This is a genomic window from Escherichia sp. UTM R2 (assembly GCF_048593455.1).
In the GTDB taxonomy this organism is placed as follows: Bacteria; Pseudomonadota; Gammaproteobacteria; order Enterobacterales; family Enterobacteriaceae; genus Escherichia; species Escherichia coli.
Genome location: NZ_JBFWDY010000002.1, coordinates 1,207,895 through 1,231,821, shown reverse-complemented (window position 1 = coordinate 1,231,821; position 23,927 = coordinate 1,207,895). Strand labels below are relative to the sequence as shown.

Genomic DNA, 23,927 nt, shown 5'->3' with positions numbered 1-23,927 from the left:
GGAATGGCAGATAAAATACTTACGGATAATTATTTATTTTTCTTGATGTGCTTCATCAGACGCTTACGTTTACGCATCTGGGTTGGCGTCAGGGTGTTACGCTTGTTCGCATACGGGTTTTCCCCTTCTTTGAACTGAATACGAATCGGCGATCCCATTACGTCCAGCGATTTGCGGAAGTAGTTCATCAAGTAACGCTTGTAGGAATCAGGCAGGTCTTTCACCTGATTACCGTGAATCACCACAATCGGCGGGTTATAACCACCGGCGTGGGCATATTTCAGCTTCACACGACGACCGCGTACAAGCGGCGGTTGGTGATCTTCAACAGCCATCGTCATGATGCGCGTCAGCATAGAGGTCCCCACACGACGGGTGGAGCTGTCATACGCTTCACGTACTGATTCAAACAAGTTACCAACACCACTGCCGTGCAAGGCAGAGATAAAGTGCACACGAGCAAAATCGATAAAGCCCAGACGGAAGTCCAGCGTTTCTTTCACCTGCTCTTTCACTTCCTGACTCAGGCCATCCCACTTATTCACCACAATGACAAGTGAGCGCCCACTATTGAGAATAAAGCCCAGCAGCGAGAGATCCTGATCGGAAATACCTTCGCGCGCATCAATCACCAACATCACCACGTTGGCATCTTCAATGGCCTGCAACGTTTTGATTACGGAGAATTTCTCTACAGCATCGGTGATTTTACCGCGTTTACGTACGCCAGCGGTGTCAATGAGCACATACTCACGTCCATCGCGTTCCATTGGAATGTAGATACTGTCACGCGTCGTACCAGGCATGTCATAAACAACAACGCGCTCTTCACCAAGAATACGGTTAGTGAGTGTAGACTTACCTACGTTCGGACGACCCACAATCGCCAGTTTGATCGGCAGACTTTGCGGGTCGAAGTCGTCTTCCTCTTCTTCTTCGCCGTTCTCTTCCGCTTCAAATTGCGCCCAGTATTCAGCGTCTTCGTCGACTTCCTCTTGCGGTGCGAGATCTTCCATCCACGGCAGCAGCACATGCTCCAGCAGACTTAATACGCCACGACCGTGAGACGCGGCGATCGGGTAGATTTCACCTAAACCAAGCGAGTAGAAATCAACCACTGCCTGATCGGGATCCAGACCGTCAGTTTTGTTTGCCACCAGGAAGGTCGGTTTTTCACGGGAGCGCAGATGTTTGGCAATCGCTTCATCTGCCGGCATCAGGCCCGCGCGCGCATCCACCATAAACAGTACGACGTCCGCTTCTTCAATCGCCAGCAGCGACTGTTCCGCCATGCGGGTTTCTACACCGTCTTCTGTGCCATCAATCCCGCCGGTATCAATACAGATAAACTCACGGCCTTCAATTTCCGCACGACCGTACTTACGGTCACGAGTCAGACCCGGGAAATCCGCAACCAGCGCATCTCGGGTGCGAGTTAGACGGTTAAATAACGTGGATTTTCCTACGTTAGGGCGCCCGACAAGCGCGACCACAGGTACCATGTTTAAAGCCTCATTTTTATAAATCATCAGACAACGCACGCTATATTCGCGTCGTTGTTAAAAACAGGAAAACGGCCCCTGTCCAGGAGCCGTTTTCAAAGTGAACGACAGAGACGATTAACGTGTAATAGAGTACACGGTTCCGTCTTTTGCCTGGATCAGCAGTTTGCCGTCAGCGGCAACCGGTTCAGTCTGGAAACCGGAACTATCAACTTTTTGCTGGGCAACGAAACGACCATCTTCGACGTTAATCCAGTGCAGATAACCTTCGCTGTCACCTACCACCAGGTTGCCATTATACAGCACCGGAGAAGTCAGCAGGCGATGCAACAGATCGCTTTGTGTCCACAGCGTAACGCCGCCATCAATGGTCAACGCCATCACCCGGTCATTTTGATCGACCAGATAGATGCGATTGCCGTCGACGATGAAATCATTCACCGAACCCAGTTCGCGTTTCCACATAATCTGACCACTGCGCAGATCAAGCGCCGTCAGGTTACCATTATAGGCCAGCGCGAAAACAACGCCGTTAACAACGACGGGAGTCGTGTCAACATCGCTCAGACGGTCAATTTCGGTAGAACCGGTCGCCTGGGAAATACGCTGCTGCCAAATCATCTGGCCCTGTTCCATCAGCACTGCGCTGACGCGACCATTATCGCCACCCACGACGGCCGCACCAAAAGCCGTTGCCGGCGCAGACTCGCCACGCAAAGAGAGCGAAGGCATATCGAGGTTAACTGTCCATTTGACAGCGCCGTCAGCTTCGTTCAGCGCTTGTAACTGACCGTTACTGGTGTGGATTAACACCAGACCGTCGCTGACCACCGGGCGAGAAAGTGCTTCACCCGCGACTTTAGTTTGCCATGCCACAGTACCATCGCTGGTATTCAGCGCGTAAACCTGCGCCTTTTCGCTGCCAATGTAGACATGCCCACCAGACACGGTCACACCGCCAGAAAGTAATGCAGGCTCTTTAGAGAACCAGCCATCTTTCTCGGCCAGGCTGACAGACCAGATTTCTTTGCCATCATCCGCATTCAGCGCTTTTACTAAACCAGCGCGGTCCGCTGCATAGACAACGTTGTCCGCCAGTGCCGGATGAAGATTGGAATAGAAGTTGCCAATACCGCTACCAACGGAAGTGCTCCACGCCGTGGTCGGCGTAAACTGGTTTTCAACGGTTGGCAATGGGGACATCTTTACCACATCTTCTTCGCTGTTAAACAGCGAACAGCCGCTTAAAAGGGTAACGGAAAGCAGTCCTGGCAGCAGTAATTTACGCAATTGCATCGGGTCCCTCTCAGATGGACAAATTATTAATTTTCATCTGCATCATTTCGCTCAGTGCCGGAGTAACATCGCTTTTCACGCCTGCTTCCCATGCACTACGCGCACCTTGCTTATCACCTTTGCTCAGCAATGCTTCACCACGCAGGTCGGCAACAATGGCAGCCCACCCTTCACCTTTGATGGTATCAAGGGTTTTCAGCGCGGCATCAGCCTGCTTGAGCTGTACCTGAACGCGAGCAAGACGCAGATTTATCACGGCTTTGAGATTTTCATCGCTCGTGTCTGCCAGCCCCTGTTGTAACTGGGCGGCAGCTTTCTCTAGTTCATTTTTGTCAACAAATTGCTGCGCAAGTTCCAAAGAAGCCAGCGCACCATAAGTATTTTTATTTTCAGCAGCAAATTTTTCCGCCGCCGGGATGCTATCCGGTTTGCCTTCGCTCACTGCGGTAACCGCATTTTGATAGGCAAGAGAAGCGGAGCGTGCAGAATCAACCTGATGGCTGTTCCAGTAGCGCCAGCCAATCAGTGCGCCAACGCCCAAAATCACCCCAACAGCCAGTGCTTTGCCATTTTCAGCAAAAAAGCGTTTAACCGCTTCTACCTGGTCGTTTTCGTTCTCGTAAATTTCCACGCTGTCCTTCTCCTTCCTTAACCCAGTAACGTGCGCAAATGCGCGGCTACGCTATCCTGCGCAACTGCCGTTTGCTCACCAGAGCGCAAATCCTTCACTACTGCTGTGCCGTTAGCCACTTCAGACTCACCCAGCACCACAGCAACGCGGGCACCCCATTTATCAGCACGGGCAAACTGTTTCTTAAAGTTGCCGCCGCCGTGGTTGGTCATCAATTTCACGCCCGGTAATTCATCACGCAGACGCTCAGCTAATGCCATAGCCGCAGATTGTGTATCAGCACCTGAAGCCACCAGGTATATATCGACAACAGGATCGGCTTTAAATTCCGGATTAACGGCCTGTACTAACAATACAAGACGTTCGAGGCCCATCGCAAAACCGACAGCCGGTGTTGCACGACCGCCCAGTTGTTCCACAAGACCGTCATAACGACCGCCTGCACACACGGTGCCCTGGGAGCCGAGACTGTTAGTCACCCACTCGAAAACGGTACGGTTGTAGTAATCCAGACCACGCACCAGACGCTGGTTTACGGTGTAAGCGATCCCCGCGCTCTCAAGCAGTTTGCACAGACCAGCAAAGTGCTCACGAGATTCCTCGTCCAGATAATCACCTAATGCCGGAGCGTCGTTGAGAAGCGCCTGCACTTCCGGATTTTTTGAATCCAGCACGCGCAGCGGGTTAGTGTACATGCGGCGTTTGCAGTCTTCGTCCAGCTTTTCTTTATGCTGCTCAAGGAATGCCACCAGCGCATCGCGGTAATTGGCGCGTGCTTCCAGCGAACCGATAGAATTCAGCTCAAGAGTTACGTGTTCGGAAATACCCAGCGCGCGCCACCAGCGGGCGGTGAGCATAATCAGTTCAGCGTCGATATCCGGACCTTGCAGACCGAAAACTTCGCAGCCCAACTGATGGAACTGACGATAACGCCCTTTCTGCGGACGCTCGTGACGGAACATCGGCCCGATATACCACAGACGCTGTTCCTGATTGTACAGAAGACCATGCTCGATGCCGGCGCGTACACAGCCCGCCGTCCCTTCAGGGCGCAGAGTCAGGCTGTCGCCATTGCGATCCTCAAAGGTGTACATCTCTTTTTCAACCACGTCGGTGACTTCACCAATCGCACGTTTGAATAGCGGGGTCTGCTCTACAATCGGCAAGCGGATTTCACTGTAACCGTAGCTGCCGAGCACGTTTTTCAGTGTGCCTTCAATGCGCTGCCAGATGGCCGTTTCGCCAGGCAGGTAATCGTTCATGCCGCGAATGGCTTGAATGTTTTTTGCCACGTTTATTCTCTTTCTGAATATAAAAATGAACCCTCAACGCTTCCCTCAATGTTTGGGGAGCCATGCGGGTTCAATCATACACGGGAAGCGAGGCGCTTCCCATCACGTTATTATTTTTCGACCTGCTGAACGTCAATTCGACGCGCTTCGTCCAGCTGACTGGCTTTCGCACGAATGCGTGCTTCCAGCTGGTCGATCATATCGTTGTTGTCCAGACGGTCTTTGCGCACGCCATCTTCATAGAGGCCGCTTTTCTTGTTGCCGCCGGTGACGCCGAGTGTAGAAACCAGCGCCTCACCTGGGCCATTCACCACGCAGCCGATAATCGAAACGTCCATCGGAGTGATGATATCTTCCAGGCGTTGCTCCAGCGCGTTAACCGTACCGATAACATCAAACTCCTGACGCGAACAGGTCGGACAGGCGATGAAGTTGATACCTCGCGAACGGATACGCAGCGATTTCAAAATATCGAAACCGACTTTGATCTCTTCGACCGGATCGGCCGCCAGTGATACGCGCAGCGTGTCGCCGATGCCTTCAGACAGCAGCAGACCTAAACCAATGGCGGATTTTACTGCCCCGCTGCGCGCGCCACCCGCTTCGGTGATCCCCAGATGCAGCGGCTGATCGATTTGTTTTGCCAGCAAACGATAAGACTCAACAGCGAGGAAGACGTCAGACGCTTTCACGCTGACTTTGAACTGATCGAAGTTCAGGCGATCGAGATGATCAACATGGCGCATGGCGGATTCCAGCAACGCCTGCGGCGTCGGTTCGCCATACTTTTCTTGCAGATCTTTTTCCAGCGATCCGGCGTTAACGCCAATGCGGATCGGAATGTTTTTATCGCGCGCACAGTCAACTACCATGCGAATACGCTCTTCATTACCGATATTGCCAGGGTTAATACGCAGACAATCGACGCCGTATTCCGCTACTTTCAGCGCAATGCGATAGTCGAAGTGGATGTCAGCCACCAGCGGCACGTTAACCCGCTGTTTGATGAGTTTGAACGCTTCTGCCGCGTCCATCGTCGGTACGGAGACACGGACGATATCAGCGCCAACGCGTTCCAGCGCCTTGATTTGATTGACCGTTGCTTCGACATCTGTCGTACGCGTATTGGTCATGGACTGTACGGCGATGGGAGCACCATCGCCAATCGGCACATTCCCAACGTAAATACGTGTTGATTTTCTACGTTGAATTGGAGCCTGGTTATGCATGAAAAATCTCCCGCGTTACCCGTCTGTTACTGCGCCGGTGATTGTTCGGCATTGAGGGTCAGACGCGCAACCTGGTTAGTTCTGATAAAACGACTCAGATCGACAGGTTTCCCTTGATACTGGATCTGTACTGCGGCTGGCGCACCAATTTTCAGTTTGTACGGTGCCTGGCCGGTTAAGTTCAAATTACCGTCTTTACGCTGCATACCGCTAAACAATTTTTTACCGGTAGCATCAGTGACCTCCAGCCAGCAATCGGCAGTAAAGTTCATCACCAGCGCATTCGGATCAGCCACCGGCGTGGTCACGCCAGCCTGATCGGTTGGCAACGGCGCAGCACCATCTGGCGTTGTTGCTGCCGTTGGTGCCGGGGTCGCGGCGGTATCAACATTTGCCTGCGAAGGCGAAACAACCGCATTCTGTTGCGGATCAACAGCTGGTGCTGGCGCAGTTACGGCAGGTGTTTGCGTGTTGGTTGCGGTAGTATCCACAGACGCTGGCGGCGTGGACGTTGTAGCCGGGTCTGTAGTTGTCGACGTATTTAACGGAACACTCTGCCCCTGCTCGCTATTACTGCTCAGTTCCGCCGAAGATTGATCGGCCATAGTGGTGATCTCTTCCTGCTGAGCTTTGTGGTCTTGCCACCACCAGGCACCGCTCAGGCCGATAACCACAAACAACACCAGCCAGGTGAAGGTCATCAGCCAGCCATCACGTTTTTTGCGGCGTTTACCGAGGGAAAAACTCTGCATTGGCGCAACTTTTGCAGCCCGTAGTGGAGCCTGCTTTTCCAGCCCTGGCAGCAGTTCTTCTTCTGGAATATGTACCAGACGCGCATAAGAGCGGATATATCCGCGCAGGAATGTTGAAGCAAGATCGGCGGGTGCCTTATCTTCTTCAATGTCGCGTACCGTGGAAACCTTCAGGCAAAGTCGCTCGGCAACGGCCTGCTGACTAAGTCCTAGTTGTTCGCGAGCATTACGCAGGCGAGCGCCGGTAGTAAGTGCTTCATTTTGGTCGTGCGTGGCTTCAGTATTCATTCGCTGCAGGTACGTTTAAATGAGAATTGAGATGCCGGTGAACCATCATGCTCACCCACACCGCGAAACATCCGTTAAGTTAACCGTTATCATACAGTATAAGACCGTCTGTGTGCTCGTGACAAAGCCCACATTCACTAAGGCTAACTTACTGTTGCATCGTTACATACTGCCTTAAAGTCAGCAAAAACGCACCGTTAATATTGACCAGACAATTGCAACTTAATACTTCATTCATAAAACATTACGCCACGGTACATAAAGTAACCGTGGCGTAATGGCTATCAGACCGCTTTAATGTCGATGGCTTCACCCTGCATCCGTTTACGCAGGGTACGTTTCGTACGGTCGATAACATCGCCCGCCAACTGACCACAGGCAGCATCGATATCATCACCACGCGTTTTACGCACAATAGTGGTGAAACCGTAGCTCATCAGCACTTTTGAGAAACGGTCGATACGGCTGTTCGAGCTGCGTCCATACGGCGCACCCGGGAACGGGTTCCACGGGATCAGGTTGATCTTACACGGCGTATCTTTCAGCAGTTCCGCCAGTTGGTGAGCGTGTTCAGTGCCGTCGTTAACGTGGTCAAGCATCACGTATTCAATAGTGACTCGGCCTTGATTGGCGTTGGATTTCTCCAGATAACGGCGCACCGCAGCAAGGAACGTTTCGATATTGTACTTTTTGTTGATCGGCACAATTTCGTCACGAATTTCGTCGTTCGGCGCGTGCAGGGAAATTGCCAGTGCAACGTCGATCATATCGCCCAGTTTATCCAGCGCCGGAACTACACCGGAAGTAGAAAGCGTGACGCGACGTTTAGACAGGCCAAAACCGAAATCATCAAGCATGATTTCCATCGCCGGAACGACGTTGTTCAGGTTGAGCAGCGGCTCGCCCATGCCCATCATCACTACGTTAGTGATTGGGCGCTGACCGGTGACTTTTGCTGCGCCGACGATTTTCGCCGCACGCCACACCTGGCCAATAATTTCCGATACCCGCAGGTTGCGGTTAAAGCCCTGCTGGGCGGTGGAACAGAATTTACACTCCAGCGCACACCCCACCTGCGAAGAGACGCAGAGCGTGGCACGGTCGTCTTCCGGGATATACACCGTTTCGACGCGCTGATCGCCAACGGCGATCGCCCATTTAATGGTGCCGTCGGATGAACGCTGTTCTTCAACCACTTCCGGTGCGCGGATTTCCGCCACCTCTTTCAGTTTGCCGCGCAACACTTTGTTGATGTCGGTCATCTCATCAAAGTTGTCGCAGCAATAGTGATACATCCACTTCATCACCTGATCGGCGCGGAAGGGTTTTTCACCTAAATCTTTAAAAAACTCCCGCATCTGCTGACGGTTGAGATCCAGCAGGTTGATTTTTCCATCTTTCGTGGTGACGTTTTCAGGTGTGACTAATTGTTCAGACATATGCTATTCCGGCCTCGTTATTACACGTTATGGCCCCTGGAGGGTTGAAAAAAGAAACGCCCCGGTGAGCGGCTGCTCGTCCGGGGGCGCTGCATTGTACAAATTCTGGCGCACGGATGCCACGTTTGCACGCGGCATTTACGAAATTATTAACGGGTGCGCGGGCACACTTCGCCTTCGCCAAAGAAATAAGCGATTTCGCGAGCGGCAGATTCGACGGAATCAGAACCGTGGGTACCGTTTTCGGTCAGGCTGTCAGCGTAATCAGCGCGCAGAGTACCAGCCAGTGCGTTTGCCGGATTGGTCGCGCCCAGCAGATCGCGGTGACGCTGAACGGCGTTTTCACCTTCCAGCACGGAAACCACGATCGGGCCAGAGGTCATGAATTCAACCAGACCATCAAAGAACGGTTTTCCATCGTGTTCAGCATAAAAGCCACGTGCCTGTTCAACGGTCAGGTGCAGCATTTTGGTGCCAACAATTTTGAACCCTGCAGCTTCAAAGCGCGCAAAGATATTACCAATGACGTTTTTTGCTACCGCGTTCGGTTTGATGATGGAAAAAGTACGTTCAATAGCCATTTTTACCTCTGTAAATTGTTCTGTTGTTGTCTGTACCAGCGTACGAGATGGCGCGGATTATAATGAGCAACAGGGCCGTTGACTATTGATGAAGGTAACATTTTTTTAAAATAAAATGAGTTTTAGCAACAATCAGGGACAAAACAGACTATTGCATGACAAATTTCACTGTCGCGATTTGCCCCACGTCATCCATCACCAGCAATTGATAATCACCTTTATCCGTCAAATGCAGGGTCACGTTGCGCCCGCGTTCAGTTAACGGTTCGCCATTCAGAAACCACCAGCGTTCACCTGCCCCTCCACTTGATTGCAACGGCAAAGTCGCTTCCGCTGCGCCCGGTAAACGTTTAATAATCGCGCCATCGCGAACGCCTGTCAGCTGCAGCGGGAGCTGGGCATCGTGACCGTATGGCGGGCAACTTGTCGAGGCCGGTGGTAAGCGCACAGCGCGACGTTCTGATGCGGGCAGCCAGGGTTCCAGCGGTAGCGGCCAGACATTTATCATTTCTTGTCGCGCTTGCGGGCAATCAGCGGCAACACGTTTGCCATTTTCATCCAGCCAGATGGGGAAACGAATGCCATTAATGCCTTCCTGCTCCGGCAGTAATAGAGTTGGCGGCTGACTCCCGTCCAGCAGCCAGGTTGCCAGGCGGCGGCGACAGTTACCGTCACCTTCCGGCAAAGACTGTCCGCCCGGCCAGCAGATAACGCCACGAGTGACTGAGTTCGGGCGCGGGTCTTCCGGCAGATTCGCACTGCGCGACAGTAAGATATTATTGACCTGATTCAACAATGGTACGGCACTGGCAAAGCCAAACTGACCAACAACGGGCGTGCCGTCCGGTCTGCCAGTCCAGATCCCAATGACATAGCGAGCGTTAACCCCAATCGCCCAGGCGTCACGATAGCCATAGCTGGTGCCCGTTTTCCATGCCAGTGGGGCGACGCGCGGCAAGGCACTATCCGGCAAGGGTTGCGCTTCATCAGCCATAATCCGGCGAATGATCCACGCCGCCCCCGACGACATTAAAGGCCGTTCAAGCAGCGGATCGTCAGGCTGTAAGCGCAATTTGCCTGCCTTGCCGTGGCGAGCAAACGCGGTATACGCTGCCGCCATATCTTCCAGTTTTGCACCAGCGCCGCCGAGAATGAGTGAAAGATTCGGCGCAGCACCGTTGGGCAAATATAACGGCAATCCAACATTGCGTAACTTTGCCGCAAACCGTTTCGGTCCATAGGCTTCCAGCACCTGCACAGCAGGTAAGTTCAGCGAGCGCACCAGCGCCTCGCTCATGCTGATCGGGCCATGAAAACCGCTATCAAAGTTACCTGGTCGATAATCACCGGTGCGCCGGGGGACGTCTTGCAGCAGTGATGCCGGGTGGATCAAGCCTTCATCCAGCGCCAGACCATAAACAAACGGTTTGAGCACTGATCCTGGCGATCGGATTGAATTGACCATATCAACATGACCAAAGCGTGAATCATCGTTGAGATCAACCGATCCCACCCAGCCGCGAACACGCATATCGGTATGATCAACCACGATCATCGCCAGTGAGCTGCGCGGTGGCAACCGCCCTTTCCAGTTTTGCGCCAGTTCTTCCAGACGTCGTTGAAGACCGGCATCCAACGTAGTAGTGATTTTGTCGCTTTTGCTTTTACCGAGCATCATGCGCGAAAACAGCGGTGCCAGTTGCGGCATTTGTCGGGGGGCCAGCCAGATGGGTTCTTCCCTTGACTCTTTTACCTGCTCACGGGACCACACACCTTGCACGGCCATCCGTTCGAGCACTTTATTACGCGCGGCTTCGGCACGCTCCGGCCAACGATCCGGGCGAAGACGGCTGGGCGCTTGCGGCAAAACCGCCAGCATTGCCGCCTCGGAATAGCTTAAATTCGCAGGCGATTTTCCGAGATAAGCCCAACTTGCCGCACCGATCCCCTGCAACGTACCGCCAAACGGAGCGCGGTTAAGATACAAGGTCAGAATTTCACGCTTAGACAGATGCCATTCCAGTTGCAACGCGCGCCAGAGCTGGCGAATTTTGCCGCCAAATGTTTTGGGGTGAGGATCAAGCAGACGAGCAACCTGCATAGTGAGCGTGCTGCCACCGGAAATAACCCGTCCCGAAGTGAGATCTTGCCATGCTGCGCGCGCCACCGAGAATGGATTCACCCCCGGATGCTTCCAGAACCAGCGATCTTCATAATTGATCAGCGCTTCAAGGTAACGTGGAGAAACATCTTCGATTGTTACCGGATAACGCCAGATGCCGTCAGCATCGGCGAAGCGCCAGAGCGGCGTACCATCCTGCGCCACGACCACTCGTGCGGGATTGACTTCATGCAGCGGTAGAGGCCAGAGTTTATCTGCTCCCCACGCTGCAAGAAAAAGGAGAAAGGGCGCGGCTGCCAACGTTATCCAGCAGCCGCGTTTGGTTAACAAGCGAGGCATTTACGGTCTGACAATCAGCAGATCTTCAGCCGCGCCGGTCGCCCGCCATTGGGGAACATACATTGATTCCACCATCGGTTGCGGTACCTGATACGTTCCCGGCGTCACCGCCCGCGCCAGATACACCAGCGTTACCGGTTGGTATTCATCAACGGCAACCGCCGCCACAAAGCGATCGTCACGGAACTCAATGTGCTTAATGCTCGCCTGCTGCATCTGGTTCAGTAAGTTCTGCACTTCGCCACCACTTTGCTCCAGGCTGGCGCTACCGTTCGCCAGATTCTGGTTTTCCAGTTCCAGACCCGCAGGCAGCAGATCCACGACTAACGCATCCGGCACGCTGTTACTGGCTTTTACCTGCAACCACACCAGCACCAGATCGCCGCTACGTAACGAGTCCAGCGATTTGCTCTTACCATCAGTACCAAGAATATGACGCTCGATTTGCAGCACATTGTTCGCCGGTAAAGGTGCGGATTGCGGATAACCGCTGGCATCCATACGCAACCATAACGGCTGATCGCCACTGTTGCTCACCTGCAAGGTGACAAGTTGATCGCTATTCAGATTGCTGTTTTGCGCTTTCTCGCCTGTCAGCTGCTCAGCTGAGAAAGAGGTTTGCGCCTGCCATTTACCGGGTAAATCCTGAATCGTACGGGCAGCCAGGAACAACGCGTTACTTTCCTGCGTCGATAGCCAGCGTTCACCAAACGCCTGCTGCGAAAGTGTGTTCAGCAAAGTGTACTGCTCATCGGGTAGCAGTTTATTTTCTTCCAGCAAGGAGAGCATTAACGCGTTGTCGCGCAGTGAACTACCGTAATCACCCAGCCATATCCGCTCATCACTATTACGCGGCGTTTTCAGCGCCAGCGCAATCGCTTCTTCACCACGCGTCGCATCACCCATGGTTTTCAGCGCAACGCCAAGTTGCAGCAGCGGTAAACCAGAAGCGGCATCTGCACGATGCTCCCAGATTTCACGCAGCGCACCCAGCGGAGCCTTTTGCTGACGGGCCAACACCAGCGCAGCGTAAGACTGTACGGCGAATTTACTGGCTTTGAGATTATCCGCGTACGGGATCGACATCATGCCCGGATCTTGTAAATAGCGCAGCAGACGCTCATTACCCCGGTTAATGGCGTCTGTCGGCACGCTGTAACCCTGTTCGCCTGCGCGGACCAGGAAATCCATCACGTAAGCCGTCAGCCAGTACTCTTCGTCACCGTTTTTATCCCACAGCGCAAAGCCGCCGTTATCACGTTGCATTTGCAGCAAACGGGAAATGCCGATATCGACCGATGCACGGCGTTTCTCATCACTGTCGCCTTTGATGCCCAACGCCTGCAGTTGGGCTGCGTTGGTATAAAGTGACGGAAACAGGCCGCTGGCGGTTTGCTCAAGACAGCCGTACGGATACGCTTTTAACTCTTTGATATAACGTGCGATGTTCAGCGGTGGTTTGCCGCTCAACAACAATTGCCCTTCCAGCGTAACAGGCGAGAAGTTTTGCAATCCATCCGCCGGAATCGCCCATGTCTCACCAGGCTGTAACGCCGTACCGTAATTAACCGTTTGTGCCGGGAACGCCGGACGGACGCCGATTTTCCACTGCTTATGCTGATCGGCAACGGTTTCACCCGGTAACGCTAACCCGCTAATGGTGGCCTGAATTTCTCCATCGCCATAACCCGGCAATGCTCGCACCGGGATAAACAGCGTAGTACGCACACCTGGCGCTAATTCAACGGCTGCGGGTGAATCGCTGACCAGTTCAAGCAAACCACTGGCGGTCAGGGCAACGTTCAGTTTTTGCGGTTTATCGGTAAGATTAGTGATATCCAGCGTCAGACGCGAGGTATCGCCACTCGCCATAAAGCGCGGCATGTTCAGTTCAGCAATCACCGGTGCGGCAACTATCACTTTGCTTTCGTTGCTACCGAAATCATCTGCCGTCCAGGCTTGCGCCATGACGCGCAATTCACCGTTAAAATCGCCAATCGGCAGTGTAACCGAGCCTTCGCCCTGTTCGTTGAGCGTTACCGGCAGCGCCTGCTGCGCGACAATATTGACGTGATTGACCGGCGGTTTACCACCACGTTTCAGCTCATCACCATCGCCACCGAAACGCAGAGCTGCCAGACGCCCCTGACCTTCAATAACCTGACCGTAAATATCGTAAATGTCTGCGCCATAGCGTTTCTGACCAAAGAACGCCTGCCACGGATCTGGCGTGACGTAGTCAGTAATATTCAGCACACCACTATCAACGGCAGACACCAGCACATTCACCTGTTTAGGCTTCTCGCCATTTTTAGTGCTGGCTTTAATTTTCACGGTTAATGGTTGATTGGGACGCATTTTTGCTGGTGTTTCCAGCGCCAGATCGAGGCGACGGTTTTCATCACCAAGCGGCAGATGCAACACCCCAACCGCGCGTTTTGGCGTCGCGGAGCGAGATTTATCGCCAGGACGCACCACCAGCGTACTCAAATAAAGATCATGACGATTCCAGGTTTTATCGACCGGAATCGTCAGATCCAGCCCTTGAGCCGGAACATCAATCTCTTGCCACCACAGCGGCCCTTCACTGGACTCGACCATCGCATAACCTTTACCCGCCGTTGGCGCGGCAATATGCAACTTAATGGTATCGCCAGGGCGATAACTGGCTTTATCCAGTTTCAGCGTGACACGGTCGGGTCGCACGGCACCGCTCCCGTCGCTGTTGTCCTGCCAGCTATAGCCAGCCCAGAAACGAACACTACTGACCGCTTCATTCGGCGCTTTGACTTCCAGACGATAAGCACCCCACTCTACCGGAAAACTGACCTTGCCGGTTTCGTCCGCTTTCAGATCCAGAGTTTGTTCATTTTCGATCAGATCTTTTTGATCAAACTGTGACTGCCAGCCTTCATCTTCTGACCAGTTCCAGTAGTAATCGCGGCGTTCGCGAATCAGGCGCACCTGCAAGCCCGACACGGCTTTTTTCACGCCTTGCGCATCGCTATAAACGATGTCAAAAGCGGCGTTACTGCCTTCATCAACAATGGGCTGTTTCACCGTGCTGTCAGTACGATAATCGTAAACCGATTTCGAGGCGAACTGCGGACGGATCCCCGGCAATGCATCGGCAGGCCAGATAGCCTGCTCAGCGCGGCGCGTCACCGGGCGACCGCCCGATTCCAGCAAACTACCCTGGAAAATAACCTGTAATGGGGAATGCGTTTCCTTCCACTGGCTTTCTGTAGAAACTTCGCCGCGCCCTTTATCATCCAGCGTCAACTGAACTTCATCCAGCGTGCGGGAAAGATTTTCGGCAGCTATATCGCCGAATTCAAAACCAGGTAAGGCTGACACAGCTTCACGCAGTGGGCGCAGGAAAAGTTGCCCTTGCAAAGTATTACCATTAGCAGGTGCACCATACAGGTAGTACCCCACCACGGAGAATTTCACTTCATCTTTCGGCGTTAGCGGGGTTTTCTCACCGGTCAGATTCAGCGCCATGCGCTCTGGCATAAAATCTTCGACGTGGAAATCCCACATCCGATACTGATTATCGCCCGTGTTAGCGCGAATATGCCACATACCGGTTGCCGCATTGCTATCGAGTGGCCAGGTAAAGTGGTAGAGGCCATTCTCCGGCTGACTAACGACGCTCCTGAGTACCTGCCCATCGGGTTTAATCACGTCTAACTTGATGGGTTGATTGGGCAACGCTTTACCGTCTGCATCACGCAGCAAACCATTGAGGATTACCGTTTCACCTGGGCGATAAAGATCGCGTGGGCCAAACATGAAAAACTGTTTGCTATAGCCTGGCGCGCCAGCAATGTTAAATTCTGCTAAGTCCAGCGCCGGAAGTTTTAAATCGAGTAGCGTTGTCTGACCGTCTTTACGCGCCAACAGTAATGCCGCGTTTTTATCATTTTCCAGCTGCACATGCCCCTGAGCGTCACTGGTTGCCTGAGTCAGAGTCTGCCCTTTCTCATTTAATAAAGAGACTTCAATTCCTTGCTGGGCCGCGCCGTTTTCCAGACTTTGGGTAAAGATATCCAGACGATTGTGATAACGGTGAGCTGAAACGCCGATATCACTTAACGTAAACAGCGTCGCGGGATTACTGTAATCGTAACGTCCAGCCTGATTCATCACAGCCAGATACACGCCCGCCTGCTGAAGCGGTTTGATATCGCCCAGCGGCAGCAATAATTTTTCACGGGTGTTACGCGCAGGATTGAGATCAAACCGTCCGGTGTAGACCAGATCCGCCATCTGCAGCAGTTTGTCTGACTGCCAGTTCGCCAGCGAATTGCGGTATTCCCATTGGCTAATGAATGCTGGCAGAGATTCTGGCTTAACGCGGAAGAAGTTAACATCGACATTATTAACGTTGAGCGCCATTACCGGCAGCCCTTCAACGACTTTGCCAGGCAGCAGCGAACCACGGCTGGCAAAACCGACGCTGGGTTGGATGTCGCGGGTAGTTATAGTTTTTTCGTAATCTTTACTGAAGGTTGCGTTGTTGAGTGCTTTGACCTCCTTGCCAATAGTAACGATCAAATCACGTTTCGGTTCGAGGTGGCGTAAACGTAACTCTTTAAGATTATCTGACAGCTCCCAGGCACCATCCACTTTGCCGCTTTTTTTATCGACGACATGAATAACGCGTGAGAAATCCTGATCCGGGTCGAGAGGGATGGAGAACGTCAGCACCAGCGTGGCTGCACCATCAAGTTGGACTTCAGAGAGATCCAGCAATGTCAGCACCTTACCGGCACTCTGTTGGGCCAGTTTTTGTCTCTCCGGCACGGAGAGTTTTGCTGAACTCGCGTTTTCTGAAGAGGCCGCTTTAGTAACTTCAGAAGGCGCATCTTTTTTCACCGCTGTTGGCGCGTTATCGTTGTTGTCGCACCCTGCCAGCGCCAGCATTAGCATGCAGGCGGCTACGCGTAACTTTTTCATTTTTCATCCCTGCCACAATGGCCCGTTAGCAACGTCGAATAATTATTATGCGTGAGAATTTACGTTATGTAATTCAGTATCACGCCCATACAATCCGAATTTTAGTGAGAATTGTGGCTCAGACAGCCAAATCAGCCTCTTTTGCTTGTCGCTTTTCACTAAACATCCGACAATTTAGCCTAACCCCGGCAAAAATGGAGATGCCTATGTCCACGACATGGTTTGTAGGAGCCGACTGGCTCGCCGAACATATTGATGACCCGGAAATTCAGATTATCGATGCCCGCATGGCGTCGCCTGGACAGGAGGATCGTAACGTTGCTCAGGAGTATCTGAATGGACATATTCCCGGCGCAGTGTTTTTTGATATCGAAGCGCTTTCTGATCACACTTCCCCGCTTCCGCACATGCTGCCGCGCCCGGAAACGTTCGCCGTGGCGATGCGTGAATTAGGCGTTAACCAGGATAAGCACCTGATTGTCTATGACGAAGGTAATCTTTTCTCAGCCCCACGAGCATGGTGGATGCTGCGCACCTTTGGTGTAGAGAAAGTGTCGATTCTGGGGGGTGGACTTGCAGGCTGGCAGCGTGATGATCTGCTGTTAGAAGAAGGTGCAGTAGAGCTGCCGGAAGGAGAGTTTAACGCCGCATTTAATCCTGAAGCCGTGGTGAAAGTAACCGATGTATTATTGGCAAGCCATGAAAATACGGCGCAAGTTATTGATGCCCGCCCGGCTGCACGTTTTAACGCAGAAGTTGATGAACCTCGCCCAGGTTTACGTCGCGGACATATTCCCGGTGCATTGAACGTTCCGTGGACGGAACTGGTGCGCGAAGGCGAACTAAAAACGACCGATGAACTGGATGCGATATTTTTTGGTCGCGGCGTCAGCTACGACAAACCAATTATCGTCAGCTGCGGCTCTGGTGTAACGGCAGCCGTGGTTTTGTTGGCACTCGCGACGCTGGATGTGCCAAACGTGAAACTGTACGACGGCGCATGGAGTGAATGGGGCGCACGGGCAGATTTACCGGTTGAGCCAGTGAAATAAGCTTTATACAGGCAATAAAAAACCGCCGAATTTGGCGGTTTTTTATTGCTGGTCTGGTTCGCGGCCTTTCCAGCAGGTTGACTTGTGTTACATGAGCAACGCAGGTGCTTCACAGCAAAACAATACTCACCAGTAACTCTCTTTTTGTCAAGCAAAAGAGAGTAATTATTGTTTATTTAGCGTATTATCGACACCGGCCCTTTCCGCCGTGTTCGGTAATAAAATAACCTGGCTTATTAGTCCGAATTCAGACAAATATAAACAAATCCTGCTCAAAATTAAAAATTCTAACCGGTAAAAGATATTACTTAAACATGTAAATTCACTTTCCTTTAAAAAACAAAAAACCGCCAAAATCAGGCGGTTTTTTGTTGCTGGTCCGGTTCGCGGCCTTTCCAGCAGGTTGTATTACCGTAGTAATGCAAGCGCGTCTCAGCGGAGACAATACTCGCCAGTAACTCTCTTTTTGTCAAGCAAAAGAGAGTTATTATTGTTCTGTTAGTGTATTATCCACTGCGGCCCTTTCCGCCGTCTCGCAAACGGGCGCTGGCTTTAGGAAAGGATGTTCCGTGGCCGTAAATGCAGGTGTTTCACAGCGCTTGCTATCGCGGCAATATCGCCAGTGGTGCTGTCGTGATGCGGTCTTCGCATGGACCGCACAATGAAGATACGGTGCTTTTGTATCGTACTTATTGTTTCTGGTGCGCTGTTAACCGAGGTAAATAATAACCGGAGTCTCTCCGGCGACAATTTACTGGTGGTTAACAACCTTCAGAGCAGCAAGTAAGCCCGAATGCCGCCCTTTGGGCGGCATATTTTAGATTATCCGATTCTGTTTAAAGTCACGCAAAAAACCACCCCAGCGACGTTCATAGAATGGCGCAATATGTTCGGTAATAAAGTGGCTAATTCCTTTTTCCCCTTTTTTCACCTGACAAATATCGATTGGTTCATCGCCAGGTAATGTATCGGTCGCTACACTTCCCGTCGCCTGAATAATTTCTTCGATATCACCATCGGCTTCAATGCCAATAAGTAAATTAGGCTGTGCCTCTTCGTTCTCTTTAATTGAACAAATAAAAGCACGCTTCACCGGCTTAATGGTTTTAAATAAGGTGGTGAGTGAATCAATCATTTGTGCTGGCGGCTCTGCGACTTCCGATAATATCAGCGATTCACCGCCTTCCAGGATTTCCTGGCTGCTCAGCGGATTTCCCTCTTCACCAATCAACAAACTGATTTCACGCGGCATAAATTCTTTACCGGTTGGCAGTTTGGCATTAAGGAAGAGCGTTTCGCCAAGTGTCATCTCAAACAGCGTGCGAACGGGCATTACGACAAATGCCTGTTCGTCTTCAACCGCCTGTTGAAGTGCTTCTAACGAGGTGAAAAAAGGAATGACGCTGGTGCCGTCTTCTTTTTCCCAGTGCTGTAAATCAAGCGCGCTATCTTCAACCACAGCCTCGCCCTGCGCCGCCGTACCAGGCACCCAGACGGTGGATTCCAGTAGAGTACGGAAAAAGGCCGGGCGGTGCGCCGGTTCAGTTGCTGCTTTTTCCAGCAGGTCTTCAAGTTCGTTTTTTGTTTCGGACATAAGAACCACAATTCATTCAACGTTCGGGGCGCAAATGCCTGATGCGCTACGCTTATCAGGCCTACAAGGGATTCGCAATTTGTTGAATTTGCAGAATTTGTAGGCCGGATAAGGCGTTTACGCCGCATCCGGCATATTAGTTTACGCCGTTAACAGCTTAGCAATCGTGCGCACACCAAGTCCCGTAGCGCCCGCAGACCACTGTTCAACCGGCGCTTTACGGTAAGTCGCCGAGCAGTCGATATGCAGCCAGCCTTGCTGATAGTTCTCAACAAAGTGCGACAGGAAGCCCGCCGCCGTGCTCGCGCCTGCCGGATACGCCGCGCTTCCGGTATTGTTCAGTTCGGCAAAGTTAGACGGCAGCTGGCTGCGGTGGAATTCCGCCAGCGGCAGACGCCAGAATGGTTCGTTCTCTTGTGAGGCACTCGCCAGCAAACGACCGGCAAGCGCATCGTCAAAACTGAACAGCGCGTGATAATCATTACCCAGCGCAGTTTTCGCCGCCCCGGTGAGGGTCGCCGCATCAATGATCAGTTCCGGTTTCTGCGCACTGGCATCAATCAGACCATCGGCAAGCACCAGACGCCCTTCGGCATCAGTGTTCATCACTTCAACTTTTTTACCGTTGCGATAGGTGATGATATCGCCCAGCTTGAACGCATTGCCGCTAATCAGGTTATCCGCACAGCAGAGGAACAGCTTCACGCGCTTGTTCAGTCCGCGCGTAATGGCAAATGCCAGCGCCCCGGTAACCGTTGCCGCGCCGCCCATGTCCGACTTCATCGAGTCCATAAACGCAGTCTGTTTGATGCTGTAGCCGCCGGAGTCAAAAGTGATACCTTTACCTACCAGGCACGCGTACACTGGCGCTTCTTTATCGCCAGTTGGGTTGTAATCCAGCGCCAGCAATACCGGAGAACGTTCTGAACCGCGTCCGACTGTGTGCAGCCCCATATAACCTTGCTCACGCAGATCTTCGCCTTTGGTGATCCGATAAGTCACACGATCGCCCGCGACGTTGCTGATCAGATCAACAGCACGCTGTGCCAGTTGCGATGGTCCCAATTCTTCTGCCGGTGCGTTGATGGTGTCACGCACCCAGTCGATGATCATCAGGCGGTTATCCAGTTCCTGGCGCTGGGCATCGTCCAGATCCGGCCACACCACTTTACGCGTGCCTTTCGGGGCTTTGTAACCTTGCCAGAATGCCCAGCAGCGATCCGCATCCCAGCCTTCACCGCTTAACTGAACATGCTTGATGCCCAGACCGTCAATCTTGCGCGCCGCACGCTGGATCAGCCCCAGATCGTCTGCCCCGTTCAAATGCAGGGTAATGCCGTCATTATTAATGCTGTAAGTTGCTTTTTCTCCCCAGCGCGCGTCGGCAGGTTGGGTAGAGAGGGTAATCTTCATCGCTTCTGTCATTTTAGTTATCCTTATTCGTTTAACAGCAAAACGGGCTACCCCCAGGCAGCCCGTTCATTCACTCGGCTTCGTCCAGCCAGACTAACAAAATCGCTTCGAGGATTTTCTCGTTGGATGCCTGCGGGTCGTCGTCGAAATCTTCCAGATCGCAAATCCACTGATGCATATCGGTGAATCGAACCGTTTTCGGATCAAGATCGGGATACGCATCGTACAGTGCTTCGCCAATTTCGCGGCTATCGGTCCACTTAAGTCCCATACTAACCTCTGTTAATGCTCACGCGCATGGTTGATAGTGTAACGCGGGATTTCGACCACTAAATCTTCGTCGGTGACGCGCGCCTGGCAGCTTAAACGGCTTTCCGGCTCCAGTCCCCAGGCTTTGTCCAGCATGTCGTCTTCCTGCTCTGAGCTTTCCGGCAGTGAGTCAAAACCTTCACGAACGATGCAGTGGCAGGTGGTGCAAGCACAGGATTTTTCACAGGCGTGTTCAATCTCGATACCGTTACGCAGAGCTGCGTCGAGAATGGTTTCACCGCTATTAGCTTCCAGAACAGCGCCATCAGGGCAGAGCTCCTGATGAGGCAAAATAACAATCTTTGGCATATTAAACCTCGTCCACGGAATGGCCTTTCAGCGCACGACGAACCGACTGGTCCATGCGGCGAGCGGCGAAATCCTGGGTTTGTTTGTCTACGTTTTTAATCGCTTGTTCGATGGCGTCAACATCATCGCCCTGCGCCACTTCACTCAGGTGAGCGGCAGCATCGTCAATGACCTGACGTTCTGCGGCGCTTAACAGCGCGGCATCAGCAGCCAGCGCGCCGTGCAGACTTTCCAGCACACGCGCCGCTTCTACTTTTTGTTCTGCCAGCATTCGGGCTTTTACGTCCTGCTCGGCATAGCTCATTGAGTCTTTGATCATCGAAGCGATTTCGCTATCGGTCAGACCGTAAGACGGTTTGACCTGAATAGACGCCTCAACGCCGGTGGATTTCTCCATCGCCGTCACGCTCAAAAGACCGTCGGCATCGACCTGGAACGTCACGCGAATATGCGCACCGCCAGCCGGTAGCGCCGGAATACCACGCAGCGCAAAACGCGCCAGTGAGCGGCAGTCCTGCACCAGTTCGCGCTCACCCTGCATTACATGGATAGACATCGCCGTCTGACCATCTTTAAAGGTGGTGAAATCCTGAGCGCGGGCCACCGGAATAGTGGTATTACGCGGAATCACTTTCTCCACCAGGCCGCCCATCGTTTCGAGGCCCAGCGACAGTGGGATCACATCAAGCAACAGCATTTCGCTGTCTGGCTTGTTACCCACCAGAATATCCGCCTGAATCGCCGCGCCAATAGCGACGACTTTATCCGGGTCGATGGAAGTCAGCGGTGGACGACCGAAAAATTCGCCTACCCGTTCACGCACCAGCGGCACGCGAGTAGAACCGCCCACCATCACCACTTCCAGCACTTCATCAGCTTCTACACCCGCGTCTTTCAGCGCGCGACGACAAGCCAGTAAGGTTCGTTTTACCAGTGGCGCGATCAGTTCATTGAATTGTTCACGGCTGATTTCGCCCTGCCAGCCCGCAACGTTAACGGTCACGGAGTCCGCATCGCTCAGCGCGATTTTGGCTGCAATGGCGGCATCCAGCAGTTCACGCTGAACGCGGTTATCGCTACGATCAGGAATGCCCGCCTGCTCGCGAATGTAATCCGCCAGCAGATGGTCGAAATCATCGCCGCCGAGCGCGGAATCACCGCCGGTTGCCAGCACTTCAAACACGCCGCGACTTAAGCGCAGAATGGAAATATCAAACGTCCCGCCACCGAGGTCATAAACGGCGATCACGCCTTCCTGACCGGAATCCAGCCCGTAGGCGATAGCCGCAGCGGTCGGTTCGTTAAGTAAGCGCAGGACGTGAAGGCCCGCCAGACGCGCCGCGTCTTTGGTGCCCTGACGCTGGGCATCGTCAAAGTACGCCGGAACGGTGATAACTACACCATCCAGCTCGCCTGCCAGGGCTTCAGTTGCCCGCGCCGCCAGTGCTTTGAGGATGTCCGCAGAAACGCGCACCGGGTTCAGCAGCCCCGCCGCCGTTTCAATCATCGGCAGGCCGTTTTCGCTGGCCTGGAATTGATAAGGCAGATGCGGATAGCGTTGCTGGATATCAGCCAGCGAGCGTCCCATCAGGCGTTTAACAGAACTAATTGTGTTGGCGGTATCGAGCGCTGCATTAGTACGCGCGTCATAACCCACCGAATGCCCTTGCTGTTGATAGTGAACAACAGATGGCAGCAGGTGACGGCCTTCATGATCGGCTAACGTTTCGGCCTGACCGCTGCGCACTGTCGCCACCAGCGAGTTGGTTGTGCCCAGGTCAATACCGGCCGCCAGACGACGCTGATGCGGCGCAGCACTCAAACCAGGTTCACTAATTTGTAATAAGGCCATGTTTAGCTTCCAGAAATTAAAAATCGAGCAGTTTTTCTTCGAGTTGTTCGGCACTGCTTCGCAGTTTATCGAGAAAACGCAGCTTACGCACGGTATCCGCCGCCGCGTCCCACGTCTCGTTGTCTAACTGTTCAACCATCAACTGATGGCGGGTATCAAACATCTTTTTCACACGTTTGATAAAGCTTTCCAGCCGCGCTTCATCTTTCGCCTGTTCGATCTCGTCCAGCTCTTCGCGCAGCTCCAACTGTTCCATCAGGAACGCGGTGTCGCGCACAGTATGCTGCTCGCTGGCGAGATCAAAGCCGTGCAAAGAAAGCAAATATTCCGCGCGCATTAACGGATGACGCAGCGTTTGCCAGGCCTGGTTAATGGTTGCAGATTGCTGTACGGCGGCGAGTTGTTCCGCCTGGCTTCCGCTGGCGAATTTATCAGGATGATACTGACGTTGTAGATCCTGAAAACGCAGGCTCAGCGCCTGGGTATCGAGTTGATAGCGGGCAGGCAAGCCAAAGAGGGTGAAGTAATCCATAACATTCTCAGGGCTGCGATCCGCCGCGATAACGGCGAATCAGGTAAAACAAACCCCACGCGCAGGCGACCACGGTGGGGTTATCGGTATGCGCATCAAACGTGGAAGCTTTCGCCGCAACCACACTCATCTTTGACGTTCGGGTTGGTGAATTTAAACCCTTCGTTCAGGCCTTCTTTTACGAAGTCCAGCTGCGTACCGTCCAGAAATTGCAGGCTCTTGCCATCGACCACGACTTTCACGCCTTTGTCTTCAAACACGATGTCTTCCGGCGTCGGTTCGTCAACAAATTCCAGTACATAAGCCATACCTGAACACCCGGAGGTTCTCACGCCCAGACGCAGGCCAAACCCTTTACCGCGGTTAGCCAGAAAGGTATTTACTCGCGCTGCTGCACTGTCGCTCAGTGTAATCGACATAACCAAACCTCAAC

19 protein-coding genes are annotated in these 23,927 nt (G+C 52.9%); 2 read left to right on the top strand and 17 right to left on the bottom strand.

All coding sequences use genetic code 11. The features are described from left to right. Positions 1 to 29: 29 nt before the first annotated feature. The 10 genes from der to yfhM form a co-directional block, all read right to left on the bottom strand. Positions 30 to 1,502, bottom strand: a complete 1,473-nt coding sequence (gene der, locus AB4H76_RS06795; RefSeq protein WP_000249410.1) for a ribosome biogenesis GTPase Der — start codon at positions 1,500 to 1,502, stop codon at positions 30 to 32. 117 nt (positions 1,503 to 1,619) lie between these two features. Then, entirely contained in the window at positions 1,620 to 2,798 is a 1,179-nt protein-coding gene (bamB, locus tag AB4H76_RS06790) for an outer membrane protein assembly factor BamB (protein ID WP_001177048.1), read from the bottom strand. A 10-nt stretch (positions 2,799 to 2,808) separates the two neighbouring features. Then, positions 2,809 to 3,429, bottom strand: a complete 621-nt coding sequence (gene yfgM, locus AB4H76_RS06785; RefSeq protein ID WP_000409205.1) for an ancillary SecYEG translocon subunit YfgM — start codon at positions 3,427 to 3,429, stop codon at positions 2,809 to 2,811. A 17-nt stretch (positions 3,430 to 3,446) separates the two neighbouring features. Beyond that, on the bottom strand, positions 3,447 to 4,721 hold the full coding sequence (gene hisS, locus AB4H76_RS06780) for a histidine--tRNA ligase (protein WP_001107167.1): 1,275 nt from the start codon (positions 4,719 to 4,721) through the stop codon (positions 3,447 to 3,449). Positions 4,722 to 4,831: 110 nt separating this feature from the next. Beyond that, positions 4,832 to 5,950: a flavodoxin-dependent (E)-4-hydroxy-3-methylbut-2-enyl-diphosphate synthase gene (ispG, locus tag AB4H76_RS06775; protein ID WP_000551818.1), complete on the bottom strand. Its 1,119-nt coding sequence runs from the start codon at positions 5,948 to 5,950 to the stop codon at positions 4,832 to 4,834. A 26-nt stretch (positions 5,951 to 5,976) separates the two neighbouring features. After that, complete coding sequence (gene rodZ / locus AB4H76_RS06770) at positions 5,977 to 6,990, bottom strand: cytoskeleton protein RodZ (RefSeq protein ID WP_001090844.1); 1,014 nt, start codon at positions 6,988 to 6,990, stop codon at positions 5,977 to 5,979. 284 nt (positions 6,991 to 7,274) lie between these two features. Further along, positions 7,275 to 8,429, bottom strand: a complete 1,155-nt coding sequence (locus tag AB4H76_RS06765) for a bifunctional tRNA (adenosine(37)-C2)-methyltransferase TrmG/ribosomal RNA large subunit methyltransferase RlmN (RefSeq protein ID WP_000003317.1) — start codon at positions 8,427 to 8,429, stop codon at positions 7,275 to 7,277. Between the two features lie 149 nt (positions 8,430 to 8,578). After that, on the bottom strand, positions 8,579 to 9,010 hold the full coding sequence (ndk, locus tag AB4H76_RS06760) for a nucleoside-diphosphate kinase (RefSeq protein ID WP_000963837.1): 432 nt from the start codon (positions 9,008 to 9,010) through the stop codon (positions 8,579 to 8,581). Between the two features lie 148 nt (positions 9,011 to 9,158). Next, positions 9,159 to 11,471: a peptidoglycan glycosyltransferase PbpC gene (gene pbpC / locus AB4H76_RS06755; protein WP_001137675.1), complete on the bottom strand. Its 2,313-nt coding sequence runs from the start codon at positions 11,469 to 11,471 to the stop codon at positions 9,159 to 9,161. Then, positions 11,472 to 16,433 (bottom strand): alpha2-macroglobulin, encoded by a 4,962-nt coding sequence (gene yfhM / locus AB4H76_RS06750; RefSeq protein ID WP_000736290.1) that lies wholly within the window; start codon positions 16,431 to 16,433, stop codon positions 11,472 to 11,474. It lies immediately after the preceding gene. A gap of 206 nt (positions 16,434 to 16,639) precedes the next feature. Here yfhM and sseA point away from each other — a divergent pair, with 206 nt between their 5' ends. After that, entirely contained in the window at positions 16,640 to 17,485 is an 846-nt protein-coding gene (sseA, locus tag AB4H76_RS06745; protein ID WP_000108637.1) for a 3-mercaptopyruvate sulfurtransferase, read from the top strand. 661 nt (positions 17,486 to 18,146) lie between these two features. After that, positions 18,147 to 18,272: a small toxic inner membrane protein TimP gene (gene timP / locus AB4H76_RS06740; protein ID WP_001380605.1), complete on the top strand. Its 126-nt coding sequence runs from the start codon at positions 18,147 to 18,149 to the stop codon at positions 18,270 to 18,272. Between the two features lie 30 nt (positions 18,273 to 18,302). On the opposite strand, the gene sseB is transcribed toward timP, so the two are convergent. The 7 genes from sseB to iscA all read right to left on the bottom strand — a co-directional run bounded on the left by sseB (position 18,303) and on the right by iscA (position 23,913). Next, positions 18,303 to 19,079: an enhanced serine sensitivity protein SseB gene (sseB, locus tag AB4H76_RS06735; RefSeq protein ID WP_001295479.1), complete on the bottom strand. Its 777-nt coding sequence runs from the start codon at positions 19,077 to 19,079 to the stop codon at positions 18,303 to 18,305. A gap of 141 nt (positions 19,080 to 19,220) precedes the next feature. Beyond that, on the bottom strand, positions 19,221 to 20,504 hold the full coding sequence (gene pepB, locus AB4H76_RS06730) for an aminopeptidase PepB (RefSeq protein WP_077492689.1): 1,284 nt from the start codon (positions 20,502 to 20,504) through the stop codon (positions 19,221 to 19,223). A gap of 58 nt (positions 20,505 to 20,562) precedes the next feature. Further along, positions 20,563 to 20,763, bottom strand: a complete 201-nt coding sequence (iscX, locus tag AB4H76_RS06725; RefSeq protein WP_000523616.1) for a Fe-S cluster assembly protein IscX — start codon at positions 20,761 to 20,763, stop codon at positions 20,563 to 20,565. 11 nt (positions 20,764 to 20,774) lie between these two features. After that, entirely contained in the window at positions 20,775 to 21,110 is a 336-nt protein-coding gene (gene fdx, locus AB4H76_RS06720; protein ID WP_001124474.1) for an ISC system 2Fe-2S type ferredoxin, read from the bottom strand. A gap of 1 nt (position 21,111) precedes the next feature. Beyond that, a complete protein-coding gene (gene hscA / locus AB4H76_RS06715; protein WP_001196613.1) occupies positions 21,112 to 22,962 on the bottom strand; it encodes a Fe-S protein assembly chaperone HscA in 1,851 nt (616 codons plus the stop codon). 16 nt (positions 22,963 to 22,978) lie between these two features. Continuing rightward, positions 22,979 to 23,494, bottom strand: a complete 516-nt coding sequence (gene hscB, locus AB4H76_RS06710; RefSeq protein WP_000384413.1) for a co-chaperone HscB — start codon at positions 23,492 to 23,494, stop codon at positions 22,979 to 22,981. A gap of 95 nt (positions 23,495 to 23,589) precedes the next feature. After that, a complete protein-coding gene (gene iscA / locus AB4H76_RS06705) occupies positions 23,590 to 23,913 on the bottom strand; it encodes an iron-sulfur cluster assembly protein IscA (RefSeq protein ID WP_000028953.1) in 324 nt (107 codons plus the stop codon). Positions 23,914 to 23,927: the final 14 nt, after the last annotated feature.